Origin of the sequence: Actinomadura chokoriensis (assembly GCF_041463665.1) — a bacterium.
Taxonomy (GTDB): domain Bacteria; phylum Actinomycetota; class Actinomycetes; order Streptosporangiales; family Streptosporangiaceae; genus Spirillospora; species Spirillospora chokoriensis_A.
In genome coordinates, this window is the sequence record NZ_JAXCEJ010000019.1 from 76,041 (window position 1) to 100,351 (window position 24,311).

22 protein-coding genes are annotated in these 24,311 nt (G+C 72.3%); 17 read left to right on the forward strand and 5 right to left on the reverse strand.

Going from position 1 to position 24,311, the window contains the following annotated elements:
• The first annotated feature begins 1 nt into the window (after position 1).
• Together SM418_RS26635 and SM418_RS26640 are read left to right on the forward strand one after the other, a co-directional pair.
• The gene (locus SM418_RS26635) at positions 2 to 1,849 is read left to right on the forward strand and encodes an ATP-binding cassette domain-containing protein (RefSeq protein ID WP_371943914.1); all 1,848 of its coding nucleotides are present in this window, start codon (positions 2 to 4) and stop codon (positions 1,847 to 1,849) included.
• A gap of 429 nt (positions 1,850 to 2,278) precedes the next feature.
• Positions 2,279 to 3,871 (forward strand): serine/threonine-protein kinase, encoded by a 1,593-nt coding sequence (locus SM418_RS26640; RefSeq protein ID WP_371943913.1) that lies wholly within the window; start codon positions 2,279 to 2,281, stop codon positions 3,869 to 3,871.
• Between the two features lie 81 nt (positions 3,872 to 3,952).
• Here SM418_RS26640 and SM418_RS26645 read toward each other — a convergent pair whose 3' ends face one another.
• From SM418_RS26645 to SM418_RS26660, 4 genes are read right to left on the reverse strand one after another with little or no spacing between them, the layout of a single operon-like run.
• Positions 3,953 to 4,282 (reverse strand): hypothetical protein, encoded by a 330-nt coding sequence (locus tag SM418_RS26645; protein ID WP_371943912.1) that lies wholly within the window; start codon positions 4,280 to 4,282, stop codon positions 3,953 to 3,955.
• A 9-nt stretch (positions 4,283 to 4,291) separates the two neighbouring features.
• Positions 4,292 to 6,469 carry a lipase family protein gene (locus SM418_RS26650; RefSeq protein WP_371943911.1) on the reverse strand — a complete coding sequence of 726 codons (2,178 nt, stop codon included), beginning with the start codon at positions 6,467 to 6,469 and terminating at the stop codon, positions 4,292 to 4,294.
• Positions 6,466 to 8,061 carry a peroxidase family protein gene (locus SM418_RS26655; RefSeq protein WP_371943910.1) on the reverse strand — a complete coding sequence of 532 codons (1,596 nt, stop codon included), beginning with the start codon at positions 8,059 to 8,061 and terminating at the stop codon, positions 6,466 to 6,468. Before SM418_RS26655 ends, SM418_RS26650 begins: the two co-directional genes overlap by 4 nt.
• Positions 8,058 to 9,314, reverse strand: coding sequence for a cytochrome P450 (locus SM418_RS26660; RefSeq protein WP_371943909.1), 1,257 nt, complete (start codon positions 9,312 to 9,314; stop codon positions 8,058 to 8,060). The genes SM418_RS26655 and SM418_RS26660 overlap by 4 nt, the downstream gene beginning before the upstream one ends.
• Before the next feature lie 185 nt (positions 9,315 to 9,499).
• Between SM418_RS26660 and SM418_RS26665 the strand changes: the two genes are divergently transcribed.
• The 4 genes from SM418_RS26665 to SM418_RS26680 all read left to right on the forward strand — a co-directional run bounded on the left by SM418_RS26665 (position 9,500) and on the right by SM418_RS26680 (position 12,554).
• The gene (locus SM418_RS26665; protein WP_371943908.1) at positions 9,500 to 10,477 is read left to right on the forward strand and encodes an acyl-CoA desaturase; all 978 of its coding nucleotides are present in this window, start codon (positions 9,500 to 9,502) and stop codon (positions 10,475 to 10,477) included.
• Entirely contained in the window at positions 10,464 to 10,652 is a 189-nt protein-coding gene (locus SM418_RS26670; protein WP_371943907.1) for a hypothetical protein, read from the forward strand. Before SM418_RS26665 ends, SM418_RS26670 begins: the two co-directional genes overlap by 14 nt.
• A 72-nt stretch (positions 10,653 to 10,724) precedes the next feature.
• Positions 10,725 to 10,970 (forward strand): hypothetical protein, encoded by a 246-nt coding sequence (locus tag SM418_RS26675; protein ID WP_371943906.1) that lies wholly within the window; start codon positions 10,725 to 10,727, stop codon positions 10,968 to 10,970.
• A gap of 735 nt (positions 10,971 to 11,705) precedes the next feature.
• A complete protein-coding gene (locus SM418_RS26680; RefSeq protein WP_371943905.1) occupies positions 11,706 to 12,554 on the forward strand; it encodes an AfsR/SARP family transcriptional regulator in 849 nt (282 codons plus the stop codon).
• A 21-nt stretch (positions 12,555 to 12,575) separates the two neighbouring features.
• Here SM418_RS26680 and SM418_RS26685 read toward each other — a convergent pair whose 3' ends face one another.
• The gene (locus tag SM418_RS26685; RefSeq protein WP_371943904.1) at positions 12,576 to 13,856 is read right to left on the reverse strand and encodes an FAD-dependent oxidoreductase; all 1,281 of its coding nucleotides are present in this window, start codon (positions 13,854 to 13,856) and stop codon (positions 12,576 to 12,578) included.
• A gap of 173 nt (positions 13,857 to 14,029) precedes the next feature.
• Between SM418_RS26685 and SM418_RS26690 the strand changes: the two genes are divergently transcribed.
• The 11 genes from SM418_RS26690 (at position 14,030) to SM418_RS26740 (ending at position 24,306) form a co-directional block, all read left to right on the forward strand.
• Positions 14,030 to 14,353 (forward strand): TcmI family type II polyketide cyclase, encoded by a 324-nt coding sequence (locus SM418_RS26690; RefSeq protein WP_371943903.1) that lies wholly within the window; start codon positions 14,030 to 14,032, stop codon positions 14,351 to 14,353.
• 18 nt (positions 14,354 to 14,371) lie between these two features.
• Positions 14,372 to 15,406, forward strand: coding sequence for a class I SAM-dependent methyltransferase (locus tag SM418_RS26695; RefSeq protein WP_371943902.1), 1,035 nt, complete (start codon positions 14,372 to 14,374; stop codon positions 15,404 to 15,406).
• A gap of 44 nt (positions 15,407 to 15,450) precedes the next feature.
• A complete protein-coding gene (locus tag SM418_RS26700) occupies positions 15,451 to 15,834 on the forward strand; it encodes a cupin domain-containing protein (protein WP_371943901.1) in 384 nt (127 codons plus the stop codon).
• Positions 15,831 to 17,102 carry a beta-ketoacyl-[acyl-carrier-protein] synthase family protein gene (locus SM418_RS26705; RefSeq protein ID WP_371943900.1) on the forward strand — a complete coding sequence of 424 codons (1,272 nt, stop codon included), beginning with the start codon at positions 15,831 to 15,833 and terminating at the stop codon, positions 17,100 to 17,102. The genes SM418_RS26700 and SM418_RS26705 overlap by 4 nt, the downstream gene beginning before the upstream one ends.
• On the forward strand, positions 17,099 to 18,322 hold the full coding sequence (locus SM418_RS26710) for a ketosynthase chain-length factor (protein ID WP_371943899.1): 1,224 nt from the start codon (positions 17,099 to 17,101) through the stop codon (positions 18,320 to 18,322). Before SM418_RS26705 ends, SM418_RS26710 begins: the two co-directional genes overlap by 4 nt.
• A gap of 69 nt (positions 18,323 to 18,391) precedes the next feature.
• The gene (locus SM418_RS26715) at positions 18,392 to 18,862 is read left to right on the forward strand and encodes an SRPBCC family protein (RefSeq protein ID WP_371943983.1); all 471 of its coding nucleotides are present in this window, start codon (positions 18,392 to 18,394) and stop codon (positions 18,860 to 18,862) included.
• A gap of 84 nt (positions 18,863 to 18,946) precedes the next feature.
• On the forward strand, positions 18,947 to 19,879 hold the full coding sequence (gene rfbA, locus SM418_RS26720; RefSeq protein ID WP_371943898.1) for a glucose-1-phosphate thymidylyltransferase RfbA: 933 nt from the start codon (positions 18,947 to 18,949) through the stop codon (positions 19,877 to 19,879).
• Positions 19,876 to 20,490, forward strand: coding sequence for a dTDP-4-dehydrorhamnose 3,5-epimerase family protein (locus SM418_RS26725; protein ID WP_371943897.1), 615 nt, complete (start codon positions 19,876 to 19,878; stop codon positions 20,488 to 20,490). The genes rfbA and SM418_RS26725 overlap by 4 nt, the downstream gene beginning before the upstream one ends.
• Before the next feature lie 165 nt (positions 20,491 to 20,655).
• The gene (gene accA / locus SM418_RS26730) at positions 20,656 to 22,416 is read left to right on the forward strand and encodes an acetyl-CoA carboxylase carboxyl transferase subunit alpha (RefSeq protein WP_371966116.1); all 1,761 of its coding nucleotides are present in this window, start codon (positions 20,656 to 20,658) and stop codon (positions 22,414 to 22,416) included.
• The gene (locus SM418_RS26735) at positions 22,413 to 22,931 is read left to right on the forward strand and encodes an acetyl-CoA carboxylase biotin carboxyl carrier protein (RefSeq protein WP_371943895.1); all 519 of its coding nucleotides are present in this window, start codon (positions 22,413 to 22,415) and stop codon (positions 22,929 to 22,931) included. The genes accA and SM418_RS26735 overlap by 4 nt, the downstream gene beginning before the upstream one ends.
• On the forward strand, positions 22,900 to 24,306 hold the full coding sequence (locus tag SM418_RS26740; RefSeq protein WP_371943894.1) for an acetyl-CoA carboxylase biotin carboxylase subunit: 1,407 nt from the start codon (positions 22,900 to 22,902) through the stop codon (positions 24,304 to 24,306). The genes SM418_RS26735 and SM418_RS26740 overlap by 32 nt, the downstream gene beginning before the upstream one ends.
• Positions 24,307 to 24,311 lie beyond the last annotated feature (5 nt).

Sequence of the window (24,311 nt, forward strand, 5' to 3'; positions counted from 1 at the left end):
CGTGCGGCCGGACACCGCCACCGCGCCCGCCGGACCCGCCCGGGCGACGCCCGCGATCAGGGCGACGGGTCTGCGCAAGCGCTACCCCGGCGTCGACGCGGTGGACGGGGTCGACCTGACGATCGCCCCGGGCGAGAGCTTCGGGTTCCTCGGGCCCAACGGAGCGGGCAAGACCACCACGATCGCGATGCTGTGCACGCTGGCGGTGCCCACCTCCGGCCGGGTCGAGATCGCCGGCCACGACACGCGGACCGACGCGGCGGCGGCGCGCCGCCGGATCGGGCTGATCTTCCAGGAGAGCACCCTGGACGCCGAACTGACCGCGGCCGAGAACCTGAGGTTCCACGCCGACCTGTACGACGTCCCGCCGGCGCGGGTCCCGGCGCGCATCGAGGAGACGCTCGCGCTGGTGGGGCTGACCGGCTGCCGCGACCGGGTGGTGCATGACTTGTCCGGCGGCATGCGCCGCCGCCTGGAGATCGCGCGGGCGCTGCTGCACCGGCCGCAGATCCTGTTCCTGGACGAGCCGACGATCGGGCTGGACCCGAACGCGCGCGCCCAGGTGTGGCGCTACCTGCGGCACGTGTGCGAGAACGAGGCGGTCACCCTCTTCCTGACCACGCACCACCTCGAAGAGGCCGAGCAGTGCGACCGCATCGCGATCATCGACGCGGGCCGGATCGTCGCCCAGGGCAGCCCCGCCGAGCTGAAATCGGTGCTCGGCGCCGACCGGGTGGAGTTGCGCACCGGCGACGACGCGGCCGCGGCACTGCTGATCGGCGAGCGCCTCGGCCTGGACGTCACCCGGGACGGCCAGGGGCTGCGCTTCCAGGTCCCCGGCGGGGCAAGGGTGCTGCCGCGGCTGCTCACCGAGCTTGACGTCCCCGTGTACGAGGCCCGGGTCACCTCGCCCAGCCTGGACGACGTCTTCCTGCACCACACCGGGCACCGGATCCGCGACGAGGCCCCGGCGGAACCGCCCGGCGCACCGGACGCCGCGTCCAGCGTCGTAAGGGTCCCCGCGTCGTCCGAGCCCGGCACGGGCGGGCCGCGGGCGGAGCTGCGCGCCATGGGGATGGTGTGGCGGCGCGAGATGCTGCACTTCAGGCGGGACCGCCTCGGGGCCGCCATCTCCCTGGTCCAGCCGCTGGTGTTCCTGTTCATCCTCGGCGTCGGCTTGGCGAACCTGATGCCGGGTCCCAGTGGGGACGCCTATCAGCTCTTCCTCTTTTCAGGGGCGCTGGTGACCGCCGCGCAGGGGCCCGCGCTCGCCACCGGCACCTCGATCATGTGGGACCGGCAGGGCGGCTTCCTGCGCGAGATGCTCGCGGGCCCCGTCCACCGCGGCTCACTGCTGGTCGGGAAGTGCCTGGGCGGGACGACGGTGGCCAGCTGCCAGGCCGCCATCCTGCTCGCCACCGCGGGGCTGGTCGGTGTCCCCTTCGACGGCGTCCTGATCGCGCTGCTGCTGGGCGAGCTGGTGCTCGTCTCGCTGACCATGACCATTCTGAGCGTGCTGCTGTCCACGCTCATCCGCCGTCCGCAGACCTTCGGCACCGTGCTGACCGTCATCATCGCGCCGCTGGTGTTCCTGTCCGGCTCGTTCTTCCCACTCAGCGCGATGCCCTCGTGGATGGCGGGACTGGCGCTGGCCAACCCGCTCACTTATGCGGTGGACGTGATGCGCCGCACCATCGCGGCCTACCTGCCCGCCGCGCCGCCCCAGCTGTTCCAGCCGCTGAGCCTCGGGTCGTGGCATCCGCCGGTAGTACTCGAATGCGGATTGATGGCCGCGCTCGCGGCCGGCGGCCTGACCTGGGCGGCCCGTCGCTTCTCCCGCATCACCTGACGGTGACGGGTCGCGTCCGTGGTCGCGGGCCGAGCCCGGACGCAGAGACATCGGCACATCGCCCGCCAATGTGCCGACCGGTACGCTCCGGTACGTTTATCGCATTTCGGGCGAACTGCAACCGACCTGTCGGATTGGTACAAGCCCCTACGCGGATGTGGAGCCCCTGCGCGCGGACTCGGTCACCCGTCGCCGGCGGGACTGTTCAGAGCCGATCGAGATCTGTTGTCCAGCTCTCATCGCATGCGCCGGTCCGGCCCTGTGCGGTGGTACGTCGCAGACGGGCGCGGTCGTGGCTCACCGGCTTTCGGATTTACGAGCCTTGGCGAAACGTCGCCTTTGTGGCCATGCTGGCCTTCTCGGTCTCCGCGAGTTGGATAGGTTTGTTTCAGGCCGCTCCAAGATCGTACGCATAGAAGGGTTTGCCCTGTGCAGGAGCAGACAAGGCGTACGCAACTGCCCAGCAGGAGCGAGCCGCTGCGGCCTGGTGACCCGCGAGTCATCGGAGAGTACGAGTTGGTCGGCCGGCTGGGCGAGGGCGGCATGGGCGCCGTCTACCTGGGCCGGGACGACGGCGGGCGATACGCCGCGATCAAGGTGATCCGCGAGGAGCTGGCGGCCGACGAGGGCTTCCGGGCCCGGTTCCGCGACGAGGTGCGCAACGCCCGGCGGGTGGCCTCGTTCTGCACCGCGAAGGTGCTGGACCACGGTGAGGAGGCCGGGCGGCCGTATCTGGTCACCGAGTACGTGGACGGCACCCCGCTGGACGACTACATCGAGACCGGAGGGGCGCTGCCGGACGGCACCCTGCACGGCGTCGCGGTGGGGGTGGCGGCGGCGCTGACCGCGATCCACGCCGCCGGGCTGATCCACCGGGACCTCAAGCCGCCCAACGTGATGCTGTCGGTGTCGGGCCCGCGGGTGATCGACTTCGGGATCGCCCGGGCCACCGACGCGGCTTCGGGGCACACCCAGGCGGGGTTCGTCGTCGGCACGCCGGGGTGGATGGCGCCCGAGCAGGTGCTGCTCGGCGAGGTGTCCACGGCGGCCGACGTCTTCGCGTGGGGCTGCCTGGTGGCCTTCGCCGGAACCGGACGCCACCCGCACGGAACCGGCACCGTCATGACGATGGCGGCCCGTGCCGAGAACGGCGAGCACGACCTGACCGGCCTGGCCGGGCCGCTGCGGGCGCTGGTCGAGCGCGCCTTGAACCCCGACCCGGCGCGCCGTCCGCAAGCCCAGGAGCTGTTGCTGGAACTGGTGTCCGGCGCTGCGCCCGCGGCGGCGTCGCCCAGCGCGGCGCAGGCCGCCGTCGACGCCGAACTGACCCGCAACTGGCAGGCCGAGGCGCTGCCGCCGCCGTGGATCCCGCCGTCCCCGCCGCAGGGCGTGCGGGCCCCGACCCGGGCCTACGAGCCGGCCCCGATGCCACCGAGACCGGCGCCGCCGAGACCCATGCCGCCGCCGCATCCGGCGCCGTGGACGCCGCCTCCGCCGATGGCCCAGGCGCCCCCGAGACAGCGACGCGGTCGCGGCTGCATGGGCTGCCTGATCGCCGCCGCGGTGGTCGTCGGCTTGATGGTCGTCGCGGGAATCGTGGGGTACCGCTACTTCCAGCCCACCGACGGCCAGCAGAACCAGCCGGCCAGGGACGGCCAGTTCACCTTCGTGGCGTCGTCGGTCTCCTGCGGCGTCACAGTGCGCGGCATCAAGCCCTACACCGGCAACAGGCTGTGCCGCGTCAGGATCACCGTGACCAACACCGGGACCGACACCCGCACGCTCTCCCGTGACCGGCAGAAGCTGGTGGACGACGGCGACGTGTCATACGACGCTCGGGCGATGGTGAAGGGCGGCGCCGCGGATGTGCGCAACACCTCGCAGGCCAAGGTGCTGACTCCCGGCGACAAGTTCACCGGCCTGCTGATCTTCGAGATCCCCGCCACCGCGCAGCCGGTCTCCGTGGTCCTGCACGACGCCGCGCTGAGCAAGGGCGTCCGCATCCCCGCCAGGGCCAACTGAACGGCTGCGGCCGGACCTTTTCGACCGCACTCACTCAGGTGTATGCGGGATAAACCGTATACAGGCTGGATTCGGTGAGGTTCAGGTGTCGTATCGCGTGGTGGCGTCCGGGCTGCGCGAAGAGCGGAGGCCCGCTCTGCCCTGGCGCGGCACACGGAGCAGCGGGGCGGTGGAGCGCCGGGCCGCTTCGGACAAGGCGCGCAGGTCGGCCGCCGCGCGAGACAGGTCGGCGGCGGCGATCGTGGCGGCCTTGATGTGGGCGCCGGCGACGGCGGCGAACCACGGCGGCGTCGCCGGATCGTCCTGGAGTCGCCGCGCCAGGGCGCGCAGGCGGGCCGTGGCGCGGTCGACGGCCTCGGCGTCGGAGAGCAGCAGGTCGGCGGAGTCGGCGACCGGACGGCGGGCGGGCAAGGCGGCCTCCTAAGCGGGGAAGACGAGGGTGCCCGCATCCCGCCGGAGCATCTGGTGCGGGCTGCTGTGGCAGAGGATCGGCCGGGCGCCATCCAGGCCGAGCGCGCGCAACCGGTCGGCCAGGAGATGGTCGCCGGCACCGGCGTGCAACCGTGCTCGCGGTGCGGGGTGCAGGCGGGACGGTCCATGGGTGTGGACGTGCGAGCGCAGCGTGGCGTCCGTCCGCGCGGAGTAGAGGACGAGATCGCCCGAGCGCCACGGGCTGCTCGGGCCGAGCGGCCCGGCGAAGGTCAGGACGCGGTCGTCCGGGGTGCCGACGGCGAGGGCGGCGGCCTGGCCGTCCAGATGGACGCGGGTGGGGGCGGTGAAGGCGTCCTCGCTCCACAGGTTCCGGTGGGCGGCGCCGGCGGCGGGAGTGCCCAGCGCCGTGCCGAGCGTCCACAGGCCGGCGCCGCGCAGCTGCGGCCGGCGCAGCAGGTCCCGCCAGACACCGACGGGCCGGGGGCACCACGGATCGTGGACCAGCACACCGAGGGTGATCTCGTGGTGCGGACCGAGCGTGCTCTCCCTGTGGTCGTGGACGTGCAGCGCGACCAGCGCCCGGGTGCCGGCACGGACCGGAACGGTTCCGCCGGTTTGTCCGAGCACGGCGGCGGCCGAGGCGGCGTCGACGGTGAACCAGGCCGTCAGGCCCGCCGCGTCCGACGTTCGCGCGGGCAGCTCCACCGGGCCGTCGGGAGTGGACTCGGCGCGGGAGGCGACGGTGAGGAAGGGGAAGCCCGCCGGACGGCGCGCGTCGTCGTAGAGCCGGTAGAGCCGGCGCTGAACGACGGGGCCGTTGTAGGGCGCGAGCTGCCGCTCGATGCACGCGCGTGCCTCGGGGAGGTCGTGCTCGATGTTGGCGGCGTACTGATCGAGGCTGTGGCAGGCGGGGAAAAGATGCGTCGGATCGGTGTAGTCCACGACGTACCGGCCGGGCTGCCCCTCGAAGCAGTTCCCGGTGCCCTGCCCGTCGAGGCTCGGGATGATGTCGTGCTGGTTGGTGATGCTCGCGACCCAGGTCGCGGGGTCGGCGGGCTCCTTGAAATCGATCGGCGAGCCGATCGCGATGACGTGGGTGAGCCGGTAGCGCGCGTTGAGCGCGGCGTCCTGGCTCAGGCTCATGACCGCCGCGCCGCCGGCGCTGTGGCCGATCAGGGCGAGGTCGGCGCCGGGAGGGATCCGGCGGTCGGCGATCGCCTTGGCGAGGGAACGGCTGTAGGGGCCGCTGTCCAGGACGGTGCTGCTGAACGCGCCGAGCAGGTCGGCGGGCGAGACGTCGTCGGGCGCGCCCAGCCGCATCCCGGGCGCCAGCAGGACGTACCGCTCGACGCCGTCGGGACCGCGCACCGTGAGCACCAGCGCGCGGCCGGTCGGCCCGATCGCGATCAGGTCGCCGAGCAGGCCGAGCAGGGACGCCTCCCGGCAGAACCGCGCGGCCTCCTGATCGGTCGGCTCGGCGCGCACGGCGGCGCCGAGGCCGCGGTCCAGCCGCGCGATGGCGCGGTTGCTCAGCCCGGTCAGCGGGTCGGCGGTCGCGGCGCCCATGCCGGTGGCGATGAGCCAGGCGGTGTGGTCGTTCAGCGGGTTCCGGTCGAGCAGCGCCCGCAGCGCGAGGAACTCGCTGAAGACGGGGGACACGGCGGTGAGCGTGCCCGCCGCCCCGCGCTCCCGGGCCAGGTCGCGCAGGGCCCCGACCACGCCGCCCCGGCCCTCGCCGGCCGCCTCGATCAGCCGGTGCACCAGCGGGTCCTCGGTGAGCGAGGGATCGGCGAGGGCGACCGCGGTGATGCGCAGCCGCAGCGACGTCGTCATGATCGCGACGGGCAGGCTCGCCGTGCCGGCCAGCCCGCCGAGCTTGGCGCCGAGGGCGCCGAGCAGGCCGCCCGACGGGGCCCAGCCGAGCCCGGCGGGGTCGGTGATGGCGCGGGCGAGGGCCCGCTGCGCACGCCATCCCTCCCGCGGTGCGCGGCACGCGGCGGCGGCGACCTGCGGATCGGCGAGCGCGGCCGTGGCGTGCGCGGACGCCTCGCGCAGCGTGTGCGCGATCTCGGCGAGCTCCCGGGCGGCGGCCCGCAGCCGCGCCCCGGGAACCTCGCCGCCCGGTCCGCCGCCGGGCGCGTCGCCCGGTCCGCCGCCCGCGGTCATCGCGGCGCCCCGCGCCACGTCATGCTGACGAACCGGGGTCGCGGGTCCTCGGGGGTGTTGCGGGCCAGCACGTCGCCGAGCGAGCGGGTCTCGGCGATCGTCCGCAGGCCGGTGCGGGTGAAGGTCGCGGCGTTCAGCACCCGCGGGGCCAGCAGCGGGTTGGTGAGCGCCTGCGAGAACGCGTCGATCGCGATGATCTTGGTGAGGAGGGGCGGCAGGACGGCGGCGGACGATCCGGGCTCCTCGGCGAACAGGCCGACGTACAGCTCCAGGTCGTCGGCGCTCCGGTAGCGCTCGGCCAGGGCCTCCTGCACGCGCGGGTCGCCCGAGACCTGGGCGAAGCCGCGCGCCCTGGGGAAGCGGCAATGGGCGCGGTAGTCGTTGTAGGGGGCCAGCTGCAGGGCACGGCCGTCGGCGATCGAGGAGATCTCGACCTCGCGCAGGATCGGGTCGGTGTTGAACAGGCCGATGCGTCCCGCGCGTTGCTCGGAGGCGTCCTCGAACAGCCGGCCGAGCCCGGGGCCGGGGATCAGGGCGCCCCCGAAGAGCGTCCGCGCGGTGGGCAGCTCGGCGCCGCCGACGACCAGGCTGGAGGGGATGAGGCTGTGCCAGCGGTAGACCAGGTTGAACTCGACCGACGCCCAGTTCTGGCGGTGCCAGGGCGCGCGCCGGAGAGCGTGGCCGAGGCGCGGGTCCAGCAGGAACCGGAAGTGGTACGGCGTGATGTGGTTGATGTACTCCTCGACGACCAGCCGGATGACCTCGACGATGACGATGTTGCGGGCGGTCTGGAAGAGCCGTTCGTCGTCCCAGCCGGGATTCTCCGCCGCGAGCGTCCGGGCGACCCGGTTGTGCTCGCGCAGGAACAGCACCGTCATCATCGTGAACCCGACCTGCACGTTGCCGCGGTCTCCGCCGGTCGCGAACAGGGTGTCGCGCTGCGCATCGGTGAGCCGTTCCATGCGGACCGCCGTCAGTGCGGAGAACTCCGCCTTGACCTCGCCGTTCTCGCAGAGGTAGGGCGGGAACTCGCCGCCGTTGACGAGCTGGCTCTTGAGCAGGCCGCCCTCGTGCGCGCGGACGGCGTCGGTCGCCTCGGCGTTCAGCCCGTACAGCGGGTTGAGGTCGATCTCGTGGTTGGAGGTGCTGCGGCGCGGATCGCGGGGCTCGCGGGACTCCCCGCGCAGGAATCCGTCGGTGAACCACTGGGCGAAGTAGGCGAACAGAACGGTGGAGCGGCGGCAGGGCGTCATCTCGGCGTCGCGGACGAACAGATCCGCGGCCTGCTCCACCGTCGGGCGGCCGGTCTCCTGGTCGGGGGCGGGCGGCAGGTGGCGGCCGCTGTAGGTGCGGTCGGTCAGCGAGGACCAGGACGTGTAGGGGGCCATGGTGCTCAGCGGTTCGGGGCGCGGCGGCATCTCCCGGACGGCCTGGTCGATCACGGCGGAGTTGATGCGGCGGCGCAGCGCGGTGGAGGTCTCGGCGAGCCGCCACAGCGGCCGCCCGTGCGTGAGCGCGAGGAAGCGCAGCCGGTTGCGGGCGCCGTCGGAGGCGATGCCGCGGGCGCTCGGGTAAGCCTTTCCCACGCTCATGCCCCCTCGCGCGCCGGGGCGTCGAACCGCAGGGTGAAGCTGTCGGGGAAGACGTCCCGGTCGCGGCGCACGTCTCCGCCGGCGCGCAGACCCGGTCTCAGCATGACCTGACGGACGGTCTCGGCGATGACGACCCGGCCCGGATGCACGCCCAGGCAGGCGTGCGGGCCGTGTCCGAAGTGCATCCAGGCGTGCTCGGGCCGGTCGGTCCGGAAGGCCGCGGGATCCTCGACGGCGGCGTCGTCGAACATGGCGGAGGCGACCGCGGCCAGGACCAGGCGTCCGGCCGGGACGGTCGCCCCGCTGGGCAGCACGTGGTCGCGCGCGCAGTAGCGGACGATCATCTTCAGGAAGGGATCGAACCGCAGCGCCTCCCAGACGTGCGGGTCGAACCGTTCGGGGTCACCGGCGGCCGCGGCGGCCGCGGCGTGCAGGTCGGGCCGGCCGAGCAGCACGGACACGAGGTTCGTCATGGACCCGGCGGCGTTCTCGACGAACCCGAGCAGCAGGCCGGCGACGTTGACCGCGACGCGCTCGTCGTCGAAGCCGAGCTCGGCGGGCAGCCGGGTGCGGACCAGCCGGCCGAGCACGTCGGCGCCGCCCGTCCTCGCGCCGCCGGGCGCGGCCCGCCGCTCGGCGACCAGGCCGCGCAGGTACGCCATCATCTCCTCGCCCGCGGCGACCGAAGCGGCGCGCACGCCGGGCTCGGCGGCGAAGTTGGCGGTCACGTCGGTCATGATGGCCCGCGACCAGCGGGACAGCGTCTGCTCGTCGGGCCCGCGGAAACCGAAGTAGCGGGCGCAGACCTTCAGCGGGACGCTCCGGAACAGGTCGCGGACCGCGTCGAACTCCCCGCCGGCCTCGTCCAGGGCCCGCTCGGCGAGCTCACCCGCGAGCGCGCGCACGGCGGGGACGTCCTCAGGCGCGAGCATGGCCTGCATCAGGCCCTTCTCGCGCCAGTTCACCGGGGTCCCGTCGCAGCTCAGCATGTACGGGACGCCGAGCGCGGCCTCCATCGACGGCCGGTAGGCGCTGACCGGGAACGACGCCGGCCGGGACAGGACGTCGACGACGTCGGCGTGCCGGGTGACGAGGGTGAAGGCCGGGGTCGCCAGGACGGGCCGGTCGGCGCGCAGCTCGGCGAACAGATCCCGCCAGTCGGTGCGCAACCAGCCGGCCAGCCGGGCCAGCGCGGCGGGCGGATCGGCCTTTGCGAGGGCGTCGTAGGTGGCGAGATACCCGTCAGGCTGCATGGCACCAACTCCGAACTCGTGACCGGCCGGATCCAGAGAGTAAGGAATCCAAGGCGCCGCCGCCAAGGGATTTGACACTTTTAGTAGTGACGTCAACTCACTCGGTGATGATTACCTGCCCGTCAGGCAACTGCCGTCCACTGCCGCCCCCGCAGTTCAATGAGGGTCGACCCCCGGGAGGAACCATGGCGGATCTCGCGACGGGGGAGACGGTCCACGTCTCCGAGACCCGCAGGCACGCCTACCTGATCGTCCTGGTCGTCCTGCCTCCCGTCGCCCTGATCGCGGGAGTGGCCGTCGCCTGGGGACGCGCGGTCGGGCCGCTGGACGTCCTGTTCGCCTTCGTCCTGTACACCGTCAACATCTTCGGCATCAGCGTCGGGTACCACCGCCTGCTGACCCACCGCTCGTTCCGGTGCCCCCGCCCGGTCCGGGTGGCGTTCGCCCTGGCGGGCGCGCTGGCCCTCCAGGGGCCGCCCACCCTGTGGGCCGCCGAACACCGCAGGCACCACAAGTACTCCGACAGGCCGGGCGACCCGCACTCACCCTGGGCCTACGGCGACACCGGCTTCGCTCTGCTGCGCGGCCTGCTGCACGCCCAGGTCGGCTGGTTCTACAGTTCCCGGCGACGGTCCAACCGCGAGCACTGGGTGCCCGACCTGCTCGCCGACCCCGACATCCGCCGCGTGGACGCGGCCTACCCGGCGATCGCGGCCGCGTCCTTCCTGCTGCCCGCCGCCGCCGGGGGCCTGCTCTCCTGGTCGTGGGCGGGTTTCTGGACGGCCCTCTTCTGGGCCGGCCTGGTCCGCTACGCGGTCGTCCACCACGTCACCTGGTCGGTGAACTCGATCGCGCACTGCTTCGGCGACCGGGCCTTCTCGGCCCGCGACCGCTCCTCGAACGTCCGCTGGGTGGCGCTCCTGACCTTCGGGGAAGGCTGGCACAACTGGCACCACATCGAGCCGACCAGCGCCCGCCATGGCGTCCTCAAGGGGCAGACCGACCCCAGCGCGGCCCTGATCCGCCTGCTCGAAAGGCTGGGCTGCGCCCACGACGTCCGCTGGCCGTCCCCGGCCCGGGTCGAGATGCAGGCGAACCGTCACCGGGCACGGAATCCGATGCACCAGGACGCGGGCTCGCGGTCGCCGCGTGAACGCCGGTAGAACGGGGTGCAGCCGGGCGATCGCGGTGGGCGGCTCGTGGACCGATGCCGGAGCGGACGGCGAGTACGCCAGGACCGCCGCCCAACTTCCCCGGTACCGGCCGGAGTCCGACGCCGACGAGCAAGGCGTGCTCGGCGCCGACCTCCCTGGAAGCGCGGCCCCCGCGGCCCTGTGACGCCGCCCGCCCGCGATAGGAGACCGGACGGCGCACTCCTTCCGACCTTTTGACGTCCGTAATATGCGGGGCATGACTCGGGCTGAGGTGCTACGAGATCTCGTGGCCAGGGGACGGCAGCTCGATGCGGTGAGACTGCAAGCCGTGGCGGCCGAGAGGGTGTACGGGGCCGCCGTTCCCCTCACGACCACGCAACTGATCCAGGCCGCCGCTGAAGCCGATCGCCTCAGCGGGCGGGAAGACCAGGGCGCGTGGTGCCCGTGGGTAGAGAACCTGTGCCCGGACGAGCCGACGCCAGGGGCCGACCTCGGCCGCTGAGAAGCGCGCCGGCTTGAGGGTCTCGCTCGTCCGCCGCCGGGCGTAGAGGGCGTGCCGCATGAGGGAAAACCGTCGGTTGACCATTTCTGATAAAATGCTTAAATTCGGGTCATATCCGGGAATTTGAGTCGGCTTCCGTCCGGCATCGGGCCTTGGCCCTGACGTTCTCCCCTCCGGCACGGACGTGTCGGTAAGAACACGTAGCTCTCGTCCGTCCGGTTACGCGATTGCCACGATTGCGGCCGGGGCCGCTCACGTCTTTACTTGAGCTATCTTGCGCTCTGTGTTATGGGGGGTTATGCGAAGAGTCATGATCTCGGAAGAGTGCCCCCGCGGTCGGGTCATAAACGCAACCGAATCCCTCGTCGTGGTCAATGCCCTGCCCCCGCTGTCGACGTCCGCGGGTGAGCCTTCGAGGCATTCACGATCGCACATCCGATATCAGAAGCCGTATTTAAGAGCACATCAAATTCTGTATGACCGGCATTCGTGGGACGGAACAGGAGACTTGCTTATGCTCAACCTAGGCCACCGCAGTCCGTGTCTTGCCAGCATCGAATTCCCGCAGGACCGGCCTAAGCTCAGGCGACCTAATCTCTCGGCCGTTAGGCGAAGCTCCCCCTGGCCTGGACAGCGAGGATCCAGGTCCATGCGGAGTGCGTTCCAGTCACTTCGATGGCATCGGCTCCCGCCGAGCAGTTTTTTGATCGGGGATGTCAATTGCGATTCAGTATCATGGGTCCTCTCAGGATCGAGCATGGTGGGCGGGGAATCACCCCCAACGCGGCCAAGCAGCGCCAGGTACTGGCCATGCTCCTGGTCAACGCCAACAAGCCCGTCAGGATGACCGAGCTGATCCACGAGTTGTGGGGCGAGAACCCGCCGGTCAGCGCGGTCAACACCTTGCAGACCTACATACTGCGGATCCGGCGGATCCTCACCGACCACGACCCCGACCCCGACCAGGGCCACGAGCAGGGGCAGGGCTCGGGGAGTGACAGCGGCAAGGCCGTCCTGCTGACCAGGCCGGCCGCCTACCAGTTCAAGGTCGACCGGGAGAACCTCGACCTGTACGTGTTCGACGAGCACGTCAGCTCCGGCACGGAAGCGTTCCAGCGCGGGGACTATCCGCGGGCGTCGGCACAGCTGCGTGCGGCGTTGCAGCTGTGCCATGGACCGATCCTGACCGACGTGCGCATCGGCCCCCGGCTCGCCGTCCACTGCGCCCGGCTGGAAGAGGCGGTGCTGCGGGTACTGGAGCTGCGGATCGAAGCCGATCTGCAGCGTGGCTGCCATCGTGAGCTGGTCAGCGAGCTGACCGGGCTGGTCGCCGAGCACCGCACGCACGAACGCCTGCACGGCCAGCTCATGATCGCTCTCTACCAGGCCGGGCGCCGGGTCGAGGCGCTGGAGGTCTATCAGCGGCTCCGGAACACCTTCGTCCAAGACCTGGGCATCGAGCCCACCGACTGGCTGAGCCGCATCCAGCAGGCGATCCTGTCCGCCGACCTGGACACGACCGAACTGCTCTCCCAGCGACGACCCGGTGGGAGACCGCTGACGGTGCTATCGGCGATGGGCTGACCGGCCGGCGACCGGTCGGCATCAGGACTCCGCGGGGGAACGCAGCGCGGCCGCCGGCGGCCGCTCCCGGATCAGACCGAGGCCGACCAGGCGTGCGGGTCCCGCGCCGAGCGCCGGGAAGCGACGCAGGAGCCGCAGGGGCACCGGGGCCCTCCCCGCCTCCGCGGCCGGCCGCGCGGGGCTCGCATGGCCGTCACCGGACGAGTCCGGCGGGTACACCGACCGCTGGATGAGCCGCTGCATCGTCTGCGTCGCCGCCGTGGGCCAGCGGCGCCGGCGCCGCACCCGGGCGAGGGTTCCCGGGGACGGCGGCGTGCCCCGCCGGAGCGGTCGTTCGAGGATCCGGGCGGCGGCCACCGCGTCCTGGATCGCCAGGTTGATGCCGACCCCGGCGATCGGGGACATGGCGTGCGCCGCGTCCCCGACGCACAGCACCCCCGGCGCGTGCCAGCGCCCCAGCCGGTCGATGCGCACGTCCAGCACCCGCACGTCGTCCCACGAGGCGAGGGTGCCGACCCTGTCGGCCAGCCAGGGCAGCAGGGCCGTCACCCCGCGCCGGAGTACGTCGACGTCCTGCTCGCGGAGCCGGTCGAAGGAGCCCTTCCGGATGAGGTAGGCGCACTGCCAGTAGTCGCCCCGGTCGACCAGCACCAGGCCCCGGCCGGCGGAGAAGCGGATCACGAGCCCCTGCGCGTCGTCGGGCGACCGCGGGAAGCTGAACCACAGCGTGTCCTCCGGCGCTCCGAACGCATGCCGGTGCCGGTCCAGCCCCGCGAGCCGCCGCACCGCCGAGTCACGTCCGTCGCAGGCCACCGTCACCAGGGCCGGAAGGCGGTGCCGGGCCCCGTCCGCGTCGCGGTAGACCACGCCGGCGACTCGGCCGCCCTCGCGGATCAGTCCCTCGGCCGTCGCCCGCATCAGCAGCCGGAACGTCGGCTCCTCGGCCCCGGCCTCGGCCAGCAGGTTGAGCAGGTCCCACTGCGGCGCCATGGCCAGGTGGTCGTACGGCGGCCGCAGGCGGGTGAAGTCGGGCAGGTGGAAGGTGCCCTCGTCCAACTGGAGACGGACCCGGTCGATGCGCTGGTGCGGGATCTTGGCGAACCGGTCCGCGAGCCCGAGCTCGTCCAGCAGGCGGAGCGTGGAGGCGTGGACGGTGTCGCCGCGGAAATCGCGCAGGAAGTCGCCGTGTTTCTCCAGCACGGTCACGCCGATACCGCAGCGCGCGAGCAGCAGGCCGAGGAACATTCCGGCCGGGCCGCCGCCCACGATGCAGCAGTCGGTCCGTTCCACCAGACCATTCATCGCCCCTCCTTCGTTGATTCTGGAAAACGACGCTAATTGCCAGGGGTTGACCGGCAATTGAGCGGCCTCGGACCGCCGTCCGGTCCATCGGCGGTCGTGATCGACTCAATCACAGGTCAAGTAACCGTTGGCACGATAAAGGCCACTGACCGAGAAATGACGAAGGAGCGGCGGTGCAGTACAACATCCTCATGATCGGGCGGGTGGAACCCGGAAACGAAGCGGAGATCGCCAAGGTCTTCGGTGAGCACGACGCCAGCGAACTGCCCCGGGAGATCGGCGCCAGGCGCCGGACGCTGTATTCGTTCAACGGGCTCTATCTGCATCTTGTCGAGTCCGACATCGAGTTCCGGGCCAAGCTGTACGAGAACCGCCTCCATCCGCTGTTCCAGGAGACCAACCGGCGGATGAAGGACCTGATCACGCCCTATGACCCGCGCTATCCCACCATGCGGGACGCCGAGGCCACGCCCTTCTACTCGTGGTCGGCCGGCTGAGCGACGAGGAGGCGAGCGATGACCATCACCCGCGCCTGGCTCAACGACGTCATGCGGGCCTACAAGAAGACCAGCCTGTTGCGGACCGCGATCGAACTCGGCGTGTTCGACGCCCTCGCCGGGGGCGCCCGTACGAGTGCCGAGATCGCGTGCCGCACCGGCGCCCACCCCCGCGGGATCCGCATCCTGCTCGACGCCCTCGCGGCGTCCGGGATGGTGGACGCCCGATCCGGTGGCTACCGCCTGGTTCCCGGTGCCGGCGAGCTCCTGGTCAGCACCAGCCCCTCCTACTACGGGGAGATGGCGAAGGTGATGGCCAGCGACTACGAGTGGGAGTCGCTCGGCCGACTGACCCAGGCCGTCCGTCACGGCGGCTCGGTCGAGGAGGAGAACGCCGAGACGCCGGGGTTCGGGTACTGGGAGACCTTCGCCTCCTTCGCTTCGGCGGTGACGCTGCCGACCGCGCGGGTCATGGCGGACATGCTCGAGCCCTGGGCCGCGGACAGGCCGGACCTCGACGTGCTCGACGTGGCCTGCGGGCACGGGCTGTACGGGTTCGGCGTCGCCCGCCGCTTCCCGCAGGCGACCCTCGCGTGCCTCGACTGGGACAACGTCCTGCGGATCACCGAGAAGCACGCCGCCGAGCAGCAGGTGCGGGAACGCACCCGGTTCATCGCCGGCGACATGTTCGAGGTGGACTACCAGGGCCCCTACGACCTGATCCTCGTCACCAACGTCCTGCACCACTTCTCCCCGGACCGGGCCACCGAACTGCTTCGGCGGGCCGCACGGGCGCTGAAGCCCGGCGGCCGCGTCGCGGTCGTCAGCATGGTGCGGACCGGGCCGCCCGCCGAGGATCCCGAGGCCCACATGTTCTCGGTGCTGATGCTCGCGTGGACGGACATGGGCGAGGTCCACTCCGACGAGGTCCATCACGACGTCCTCACCGCCGCCGGCTTCACCGACGTCCAGCGGCGGCAGGTCCCCGACCTGGCGTTCCACGTGTTCGTCGCCGCCCTGGCCGATCCGGCCGACGGCGCGACGCGCCCCTGAGAGAGGAGTACAACGTGTCCACCGGCCGTCCTGCCAGGATCACGATGTCCGACGTTCCCGCGAACCACCGCCACGGTGGTGACATCCGCATCCTGCTCAGCCCGACCACGGCGGGGGCGACCTCCGGGTTCATGGGGGTCCTGACGCTCCAGCCCGGCGAGTACGTCTCGGAGCACTACCACCCGTATTCGGAGGAGTTCTTCTTCCTCGTCTCCGGCGCGCTGACCCTCCGGGTCGACGGCGCGCCGGTCGACCTGGCCGCCGGGCAGTCCACGCTGATCCCGCGCGAGGCGCGGCACCGGGTGGAGAACAACGGCTCCGCCGAGGCGTTCGCCGTCTTCCACCTGTGCCCGCTCGCGCCCCGCCCGGAACTGGGCCACGTCGACACCGAGCCGCCGCCCGAGGCGCCGGAGGTGCCGGCGCCATGACCGCCGAGCCGAGAGTGGCGGTCACCGGGGTCGGGGTCGTGGCGCCGGGGGGCGTCCGGCGCGAACCGTTCTGGGACCTGCTGACGGGCGGGCGCACCGCCACCCGTGCCATCTCCCTGTTCGACCCGGCGGGATTCCGCTCCCGGATAGCCGCCGAATGCGACTTCGTCCCGGAGGCCGCGGGCCTGACCGCCGACCAGGCCGCGCGTCTCGACCGGGCCGCGCAGTTCGCCGTGGGCGCCGCCCGGGAGGCGATCACCGACAGCGGGCTCGTCCCGGGCGCGGTGCCGCCCGGCCGGATCGGGGTCAGCGTCGGCACCGCGGTCGGCTGCACCATGGCGCTGGAGACCCAGTACACGGTGGTGAGCGACCACGGCGACCGGTGGCTCGTCGACGCCGGACGGGCGGTCCCCGACCTGTACGACTACCTGGTGCCGAGCTCGCTGGCCCGCGAGGTCGCCTGGCAGGCCGGCGCGGAGGGGCCGGTCGCGCTGATCTCCACCGGGTGCACCTCGGGCCTGGACGCGGTCGGCCACGGCGTCCGGCTGCTCCAGGAGGGGGCGGCGGACGTGGTGGTCGCCGGGGCCTCGGACGCGCCGATCTCCCCGATCAGCGTGGCGTGCTTCGACGCCATCAGGGCCACCTCGCCGTACAACGACGATCCGGAGCACGCCTCGCGGCCGTTCGACCGCACCCGCAACGGCTTCGTCCTCGGCGAGGGGTGCGCGATCATGGTCCTGGAGGGGGCCGAGGCCGCCCGCCGGCGGGGCGCGCACGTCTACTGCGAGGTGGCAGGCTTCGCCAGCCGCGGCAACGCCTACCACATGACCGGGCTGCGTCCGGACGGCCGGGAGATGGCCGAGGCGATCCGGGCGGCCATGGCGGAGGCCCGGCTCGCACCCGACGACGTGTCCTACATCAACGCCCACGGATCCGGCACCAAGCAGAACGACCGGCACGAGACGGCGGCGTTCAAGCGGAGCCTGGGCGGGCACGCCTACCGCGTCCCGGTCAGCTCGATCAAGTCGATGATCGGCCACTCGCTCGGCGCGGCCGGTTCGCTGGAGATCGCCGCCTGCGCGCTGGCCGTCGACACCGGGGTGGTCCCGCCGACCGCGAACCTGCGGCACGCCGACCCCGAGTGCGACCTCGACTACGTCCCGCTGACGGCGCGGGAGTGCGCGGTGGACGTGGTGCTCAACGTGGGCAGCGGCTTCGGCGGCTTCCAGTCGGCGATGGTGCTGACCGCGCCGGGGAGGGCGGCGTGAGCGCGCCGCCACCGCTGATCACCGGGCTGGGCGTCGTGGCGCCCACGGGGATCGGGCACGCGGAGTACTGGCGCGCGACGCTGGCCGCGGTGAACGCCATCGGGCCGATCACCCGCTTCGACTCGACGGGTTACCCCGTCCGGCTCGCCGGCGAGATCGGCGACGTCGACGTCGCCGGGCTCGTGCCGGCGCGGCTCGCGGTGCAGACCGACCGGTGGACGCAGCTGGGCCTGGCGGCGACGGAGCTGGCGCTCGCCGACGCCGGGATCGACCCGGCGGGGCTGCCGGAGTACGACATGGCGGTGATCACGGCGAGCTCGTCCGGCGGGAACGAGTTCGGCCAGCGGGAGATCGAGAAGCTGTGGGCGCGCGGCCCCGGCCACGTCGGCGCCTACCAGTCGACCGCCTGGTTCTACGCCGCCAGCACCGGCCAGATCTCCATCCGGCACGGCATGCGCGGGCCGTGCGGCGTCCTCGTCGCCGAGCAGGCCGGCGGGCTGGACGCCATCGCCTCGGCCCGGCGGGCGCTGCGGGCCGACGCCCGCGTGGCGGTCACCGGCGGGACTGAGGCGCCGCTGTCCCCCTATGCGCTGGTCTGCCAGCTCACCAGCGGCCGGTTGAGCCGGTCGGACGATCCGGCCCGCGGCTATCTGCCGTTCGACGCCGGGGCGGGCGGCCACGTTCCGGCCGAGGGAGGCGCGATCCTGATCATGGAGACCGCCGCGTCGGCGCGCGAGCGCGGCGTCCACCCCGGGTACGGGGCGCTGCTCGGCTACGCCGCCACCTTCGACCCGCCCCCGGGGTCGGGCCGCGAGCCCGGGCTGCGCCGCGCGGTCGAGGCCGCGCTGGCCGATGCCCGGCTCGACCCCACCGACATCGACGTGGTGTTCGCCGACGCAGCCGGGGTGCCGTCCCTCGACCGGGAGGAGGCGACGGTGCTGCGGGCGGTGTTCGGCCCGTACGGGGTGCCGGTGACCGCGCCCAAGACACTGACCGGCCGCATGTACGCCGGCGGCGCGCCGCTCGATGTGGCGGCGGCGGTGCTGGCCCTGCGCGACGCGGTGATCCCTCCGTCCAGCGGAGCGATCACGACCGCCGTGGAACACCGGCTGGACCTCGTACGGGAGGGGCCGCGCGAGGCGCCGCTGCGCACCGCGCTGGTCCTCGCCCGCGGCTACGGCGGATTCAACTCCGCGCTGATCGTCGGAACCGACCCGTGACAGCACATCGACAGCACCATGCCCGGCGGCATCCTCACGTTCATCAACACCCTTTTAAGGAGCGGCGACATGACCGGCCACACCGACAACGAGATCGTCATCGACGCCCCCATGGACCTCGTGTGGGAGATGACGAACGACGTGGCGAACTGGCCCTCGCTGTTCAGCGAGTACGCCGCGGCCGAAGTCCTGGAGCGCAGCGGCGATACCCTTCGCTTCCGCCTCACGATGCACCCGGACGAGAACGGCGACGTCTGGAGTTGGGTCTCCGAGCGCACGCCCGATCCCGTCACCCGCACCGTGACGGCGCACCGCGTCGAGACCGGCCCGTTCGAGCACATGGACATCCGGTGGGAGTACACCGAGGTCAGCGGCGGTGTCCGGATGCGCTGGGTGCAGGACTTCGCGATGAAGCCGACCGCGCCGGTGGACACCGCGGGCATGACCGAACGCATCGACCGCAACACCCCGATCCAGATGCGCCGCATCAAGGCCATCGTCGAGGAGGCGGCCGTCGCGGCGCGGAGGGGGACGCCGTGACGGGCCGGGCGGGCGGGCCCGCACCCACCGCGGAGCGGGGCACCGTGAGCGCGGGCGGGCCCGCACCGGCCGCGGAGCGCTGACGTGCGCGGGATCGTCCTCGCCGGGGGCACCGGCTCGCGGCTGTGGCCCGTCACGCGGGCGGTGTCCAAGCAGCTGATGCCCGTCTTCGACAAACCGATGATCTACTACCCGCTGTCGACGCTGATGATGGCCGGGCTGCGCGAGATCATGGTCATCACGACGCCGCACGAGAGCGGGCAGTTCCGCCGCCTGCTCGGCGACGGAGGCCATCTCGGGCTGCGGATCGAGTACGGCGTCCAGGACTTCCCCGGCGGCATCGCCGAGGCGTTCCTGATCGCCGAGGCGTTCCTCGACGGCGGGCCGGCCGCCCTGGTCCTCGGCGACAACGTCTTCTACGGCGTCGGGCTCGGCCGGCAGTTGCGGCAGTGCGCGACGGTCTCCGGCGGGCACGTGTTCGCGTATCCGGTCGCCGACCCCCGGGCGTACGCCGTCGTGGAGTTCGACTCCATCGGCCGCGTGCTGTCGATCGAGGAGAAACCGGAGTACCCGCGCTCGCGGTACGCGGTGCCCGGCCTGTACTTCTACGACGACCGGGTGGTCGGCATCGCCCGCAGGCTCAAGCCCAGCGCGCGCGGAGAGCTGGAGATCACCTCGGTCAACGAGGTCTACGCCCGGGAGGGAAGCCTGTCGATCACCGTGCTGGACCGGGGCACGGCGTGGCTGGACACCGGGACGTTCGGCTCGCTCGTGCAGGCCGCCGAGTTCGTCCGGGTGATCGAGGAACGCCAGGGCCTGAAGATCGGATGCGTCGAGGAGGTGGCCTGGCGCAACGGGCTGATCGACGACGCCGCGCTGCGCCGGCTGGCCGAGCCGCTGCTCGTCAGCGGGTACGGCCGGTACCTGCTCGACCTCCTCGAACGCGAACCCATGAGTCGCGCGCCCCGAGCCGTCGTGCCGGCCGCGCCGGCCGCAGGAGTGAAGGAGCGACAGTGAAGATCACCCCCTTGGGCATCGAGGGCGTATGGATGGTCGAACCCGTGCCGCACGGGGACGTCCGCGGGCTGCTGGTCGAGGCGTACCGGTCCGACCTGCTCGCCCGGGTCATCGGTCATCGGCTGGAGGTGTCGCAGGTGACCCTGACGGTGTCGGCGCGCGACGCGCTGCGGGGCGTCCACTTCGCCGACGTGCCGGTGGGGCAGGCCAAGTACGTCTCCTGCCTGCGCGGCGCGGTCCTGGACGTGATCGTGGACGTTCGGGTCGGCTCGCCCACCTTCGGATGCTGGGAGGCGGTCAGGCTCGATCCGGTCGACCGGCTCGCCGTCTACATCTCCGAGGGACTGGGGCACGCCTACTACGCCCTAGAGGACGACACCACGGTGTCCTACCTGTGCTCGACGCCGTACACGCCGGAGCGCGAGCGCGACGTCCACCCACTCGATACCGAGTTGAACATCGAGTGGCCCTCCGAGTCTCCGATCATCTCCGAGAAGGACGCCCGGGCTCCCTCGCTCGCCGAGGCGCGGGCGGCCGGTCTGCTCCCCGACTATGAGGTCTGCCGGCGCCATAGGGCCGACCTGCGACGGGCCCGTCCCGCGCGGGCCTGAACCCGGCTCACGCCACCCGCCCCCCGCGCGCGGCCCTGTGCCGCAAAACGGATCCGGGCGTATTCAATCGCCTATCTCTGGTCGGCCAAAGATAGTCACTCCTCGCTCAATCGAGGGTCGTGTTCGCCATGTCAGCCTTATGTCGGGCTAATGGAGGGAGGCGGCATGCTGAGAAAGGCGCAAAAGCAGCACAGAGAACCGGATGACTGGACGCTGTGTCTCGAATGCCGGGCCGTTGTCTATGTCCCCAGATATCGTCGCAACCTGAGGGTATGCCCGGAGTGCGGGCGGCACGGGCAGGTCGCCGCTCCGGAACGGATCGAACAGCTCTGCGATCCTGAATCCGTCCGGCCGCTGAGCTTTTCCAGAACCGCGGACGACCCCCTCGGTTTTGTCGATTCCCGGCCTTATCGCGTGCGCCTTGACGACGCCCGGCGGGACACGGGCCTTGATGACGCGGTCCTTTGCGCACGCGGCGCCATCGAGGGCCGAGAGGCGATTCTGGCCGTCATGGATTTCCGCTTCATGGGCGGCAGTCTCGGCGCCGCGGCGGGGGAACTGGTCACGCGGGCCGCCGAGACGGCCCTGCGCGAGCGGATCCCGCTGATCATCGTCACCGCCTCGGGCGGTGCGCGCATGCAGGAGGGCGCCATCTCGCTCATGCAGATGGCCAAGACGAGCCAGGCGCTCGCCCGGCTCGACGAGGCGGGCGTCCTGACCGTCTCGGTGATCACCGATCCGACGTTCGGGGGTGTGGCGGCCTCGTTCGCGACGCTCTGCGACGTGATCGTGGCCGAATCCGGAGCGCGACTGGGGTTCGCCGGGCCGCGCGTCATCGAGCAGACGATCGGCCGGTCGCTGCCGGAGGGATTCCAGTCTGCGGAGTTCCTTCTCGCGCACGGGATGGTGGACGCGGTACGGCCGAGGGGGACGTTGCGTCCGATGCTCGGCCGGCTTCTGCGGCTGGGCGTCCAGCACGGCGCCGAGACTCCCGGCGAGGTCGGTCCGGGCGGGGACGTCCTGGTCACCGATCCTGAGGGGCTCGCCGAGCGCGACGCATGGGAGGTCGTCCGTCAGGCGCGGCACCTGGGGCGGCCCACCGCGCTGGACTACCTGCGCGAGGCGCTCGACGAGTTCGAGGAACTCCGCGGCGACCGGATCGGCGCCGACTGCCCGGCGATCGTCGGCGGGCTGGGCCGGCTGGGCGACCTGGCCGTCGTGGCGATCGGCCAGCAGAAGGGCCACGACCTCGCGGAACTGGCCGCGCGGAACTTCGGCATGCCGACCCCGGCGGGATACCGCAAGGCGGCGCGGCTGATGCGGCTCGCGGCCAAGCTCGGGCTGCCGGTGGTGACCCTCGTCGACACCCCCGGCGCCTATCCGGGTGCGGAGGCCGAGGAGCAGGGGCAGGCGGTCGCCATCGCCGAGAACCTGCGGCTCATGGCCGCCCTGCCCGTCCCGATCGTCGCCGTGGTGATCGGTGAGGGCGGGAGCGGCGGCGCTCTGGCCCTCACGGTCGCCGACCGCGTGCTGATCTACTCGAACGCCTTCTACTCGGTGATCAGCCCGGAGGGGTGCGCGGCCATCCTGTGGAAGGACGCCGCGGCGGCGCCGGCCGCGGCGGCGGCGCTCCGGCTGGACGCGCGGCACCTGCTGCGGCTGGGCGTCGTCGACGGCGTGCTGGTCGAGCCGGAGCGGGGGGCGGAGCACGACCACGCCGGCGCCGCGCGCCGCCTGCGCGCCGTGCTGAGCGCCGAGCTCCGCGCACTGCGGCCGCTGTCCCGGGACCGGCTGGTGTCCCGACGCCGCGAGCGGTTCCGGCGTTTCGGCGCGAACGGCGGCGACTCGGACGCGAACGACTTGGACGCGAACGACTCGGCCGAGAACGGCTCGCTCGCGAGTCCACGGCTGGGGGGTGTGCGATGACCGGCGGCGACACGACCCCGGTGAGCGAGGATCGCCCGGTCTTCGCCGGAGAGAGCGGCGTGCCGGTGGCGGACGTCCTGGAGGCGGTTCGCAGGGCGGTGGCGGATCTGCTGACGGTGTCGGCGCGGCCACCGGACTCGCTGCGCGTCCGGGTCGGCGACATCGCAGTGGAGATCGAATGGCCCGCTACGACGACCGCGACCGCGACGTCGACCGCGACGGCGACCGTGCCGGCACCGACCCCCGGCGGCGACATCGAGGCAGGGGATGACGGGCGCTCCTACCTGTGCGCGCCCGGCGTCGGTGTCTTCTACCGCGCGTCCGAGCCGGGGGCCGCCGCGTTCGTCGCGGAGGGCGATGTGGTCGTCCCAGGCCAGCAGGTGGCGATTCTGGAGGTGATGAAGCTGATGGTCCCGATCGAGGCCGACCAGCACGGACGGATCACCGAGGTGCTGCGCGAGAACGGTACGGCGGTGGAATACGGTGAGCGGCTCTTCGCGCTCGCGCCGGCCTGACCGGCGCCCGCGGGAGGCGCCGCTGTTCGGCGGCGTGCTGATCGCCAACCGCGGGGAGATCGCGCTCCGGGTCGCGCGGACCTGCCGGGAACTCGGCCTCCGCGTCATCGCGGTGCATTCCACCGAGGACCGCCACTCCGCGGTCGCCCGCTACGCCGACGAGGCCGTGCAGGTCGGCCCGGCTCCGGCCCGGCGCAGCTACCTGAACATCCCCGCCCTGATCGAGGCGGCGTCCCGGACCGGCGCCGAGGCGATCCACCCGGGCTACGGCTTCCTGTCGGAGGACCCGGACTTCGCCGAGATCTGCGAGGCCAGTGGCCTCACCTTCATCGGGCCGCCCGCCGCGGTCACGCGGCTGCTCGGCGACAAGATCGCCGCTCGGGCGGTCCTGGCCGACGAGGGGATGCCGGTCCTGCCCGGCTCCCGCGAGCCGGTGCCGGCCGAGGAGGCCGCGCGGATCGCCGGGACCATCGGCTACCCGGTGATCGTCAAGGCCGCCGCGGGCGGAGGCGGGCGCGGCATGCACGTCGCCGCCGACCCGGCGGGATTCGCCGACGCGTACCGGAAGGCGCAGGCCGCCGCGCTGACGCTGTTCGGCGACGGCCGCGTGTACGTCGAGCGGTACCTGGAGTCCCCGCGGCACGTGGAGGTCCAGGTGCTCGCGGACGCCCACGGCAACGTCGTCTCCCTCGGAGAGCGGGACTGCACCGTCCAGCGGCGCCACCAGAAGCTCGTGGAGGAGACGCCCGTGCCGGCCCTGCCCCCGGAGCTGACCCGGCGGATCGCCGAGGCGGCCGTGCTGGGCGCCCGGTCCGTCGGTTACGTCGGCGCCGGCACGTTCGAGTTCCTGGTGGACACCGACAGGTCGTTCTACTTCCTGGAGGTCAACTGCCGTGTCCAAGTCGAGCATCCGGTGACGGAGATGGTCACCGGCATCGACATCGTCCGGGAGCAGCTGCACATCGCCGCCGGGCGGCGGCTGTCGATGCGCCAGTCGGACGTTATGCCGCGCGGCGTCGCCATCGAGTGCAGGATCAACGCCGAGGACCCCGAACGCGGCTTCGCGCCGACCCCGGGACCGCTGACCGGTTTCGCGGCGCCCGGCGGCCCGTTCGTCCGGGTCGACACGCATTGCTTTCCCGGATACCGGATACCGGCCGCGTACGACTCGCTGCTGGCCAAGCTCGTCGTGTGGGCCCCGGACCGGCCGCAGGCGCTGGCGAGGATGCGCCGGGCGCTGGCGGAGTTCCGGGTCGAGGGGCCCGGTGTCCGGACGACCCTGCCGTTCCTGGAGGAGGTCCTCGACCATCCGCTCTTCCTGTCGGCCGAGCACGGCACCGGGCTGGTCGGCGACATGTTGTCGTCGGGACCCTGAGGAGG

Bases quoted from the DNA above. Each gene is read 5' to 3' on its own strand.
- SM418_RS26650 (WP_371943911.1), bottom strand. From the start codon at position 6,469: ATGACCGCGGGCGGCGGACCGGGCGACGCGCCCGGCGGCGGACCGGGC.
- SM418_RS26655 (WP_371943910.1), bottom strand. From the start codon at position 8,061: ATGAGCGTGGGAAAGGCTTACCCGAGCGCCCGCGGCATCGCCTCCGAC.
- SM418_RS26660 (WP_371943909.1), bottom strand. From the start codon at position 9,314: ATGCAGCCTGACGGGTATCTCGCCACCTACGACGCCCTCGCAAAGGCC.
- SM418_RS26665 (WP_371943908.1), top strand. From the start codon at position 9,500: ATGGCGGATCTCGCGACGGGGGAGACGGTCCACGTCTCCGAGACCCGC.
- SM418_RS26675 (WP_371943906.1), top strand. From the start codon at position 10,725: ATGACTCGGGCTGAGGTGCTACGAGATCTCGTGGCCAGGGGACGGCAG.
- SM418_RS26680 (WP_371943905.1), top strand. From the start codon at position 11,706: ATGGGTCCTCTCAGGATCGAGCATGGTGGGCGGGGAATCACCCCCAAC.
- SM418_RS26685 (WP_371943904.1), bottom strand. From the start codon at position 13,856: ATGAATGGTCTGGTGGAACGGACCGACTGCTGCATCGTGGGCGGCGGC.
- SM418_RS26695 (WP_371943902.1), top strand. From the start codon at position 14,372: ATGACCATCACCCGCGCCTGGCTCAACGACGTCATGCGGGCCTACAAG.
- SM418_RS26700 (WP_371943901.1), top strand. From the start codon at position 15,451: ATGTCCGACGTTCCCGCGAACCACCGCCACGGTGGTGACATCCGCATC.
- SM418_RS26705 (WP_371943900.1), top strand. From the start codon at position 15,831: ATGACCGCCGAGCCGAGAGTGGCGGTCACCGGGGTCGGGGTCGTGGCG.
- SM418_RS26715 (WP_371943983.1), top strand. From the start codon at position 18,392: ATGACCGGCCACACCGACAACGAGATCGTCATCGACGCCCCCATGGAC.
- accA (WP_371966116.1), top strand. From the start codon at position 20,656: ATGCTGAGAAAGGCGCAAAAGCAGCACAGAGAACCGGATGACTGGACG.
- SM418_RS26735 (WP_371943895.1), top strand. From the start codon at position 22,413: ATGACCGGCGGCGACACGACCCCGGTGAGCGAGGATCGCCCGGTCTTC.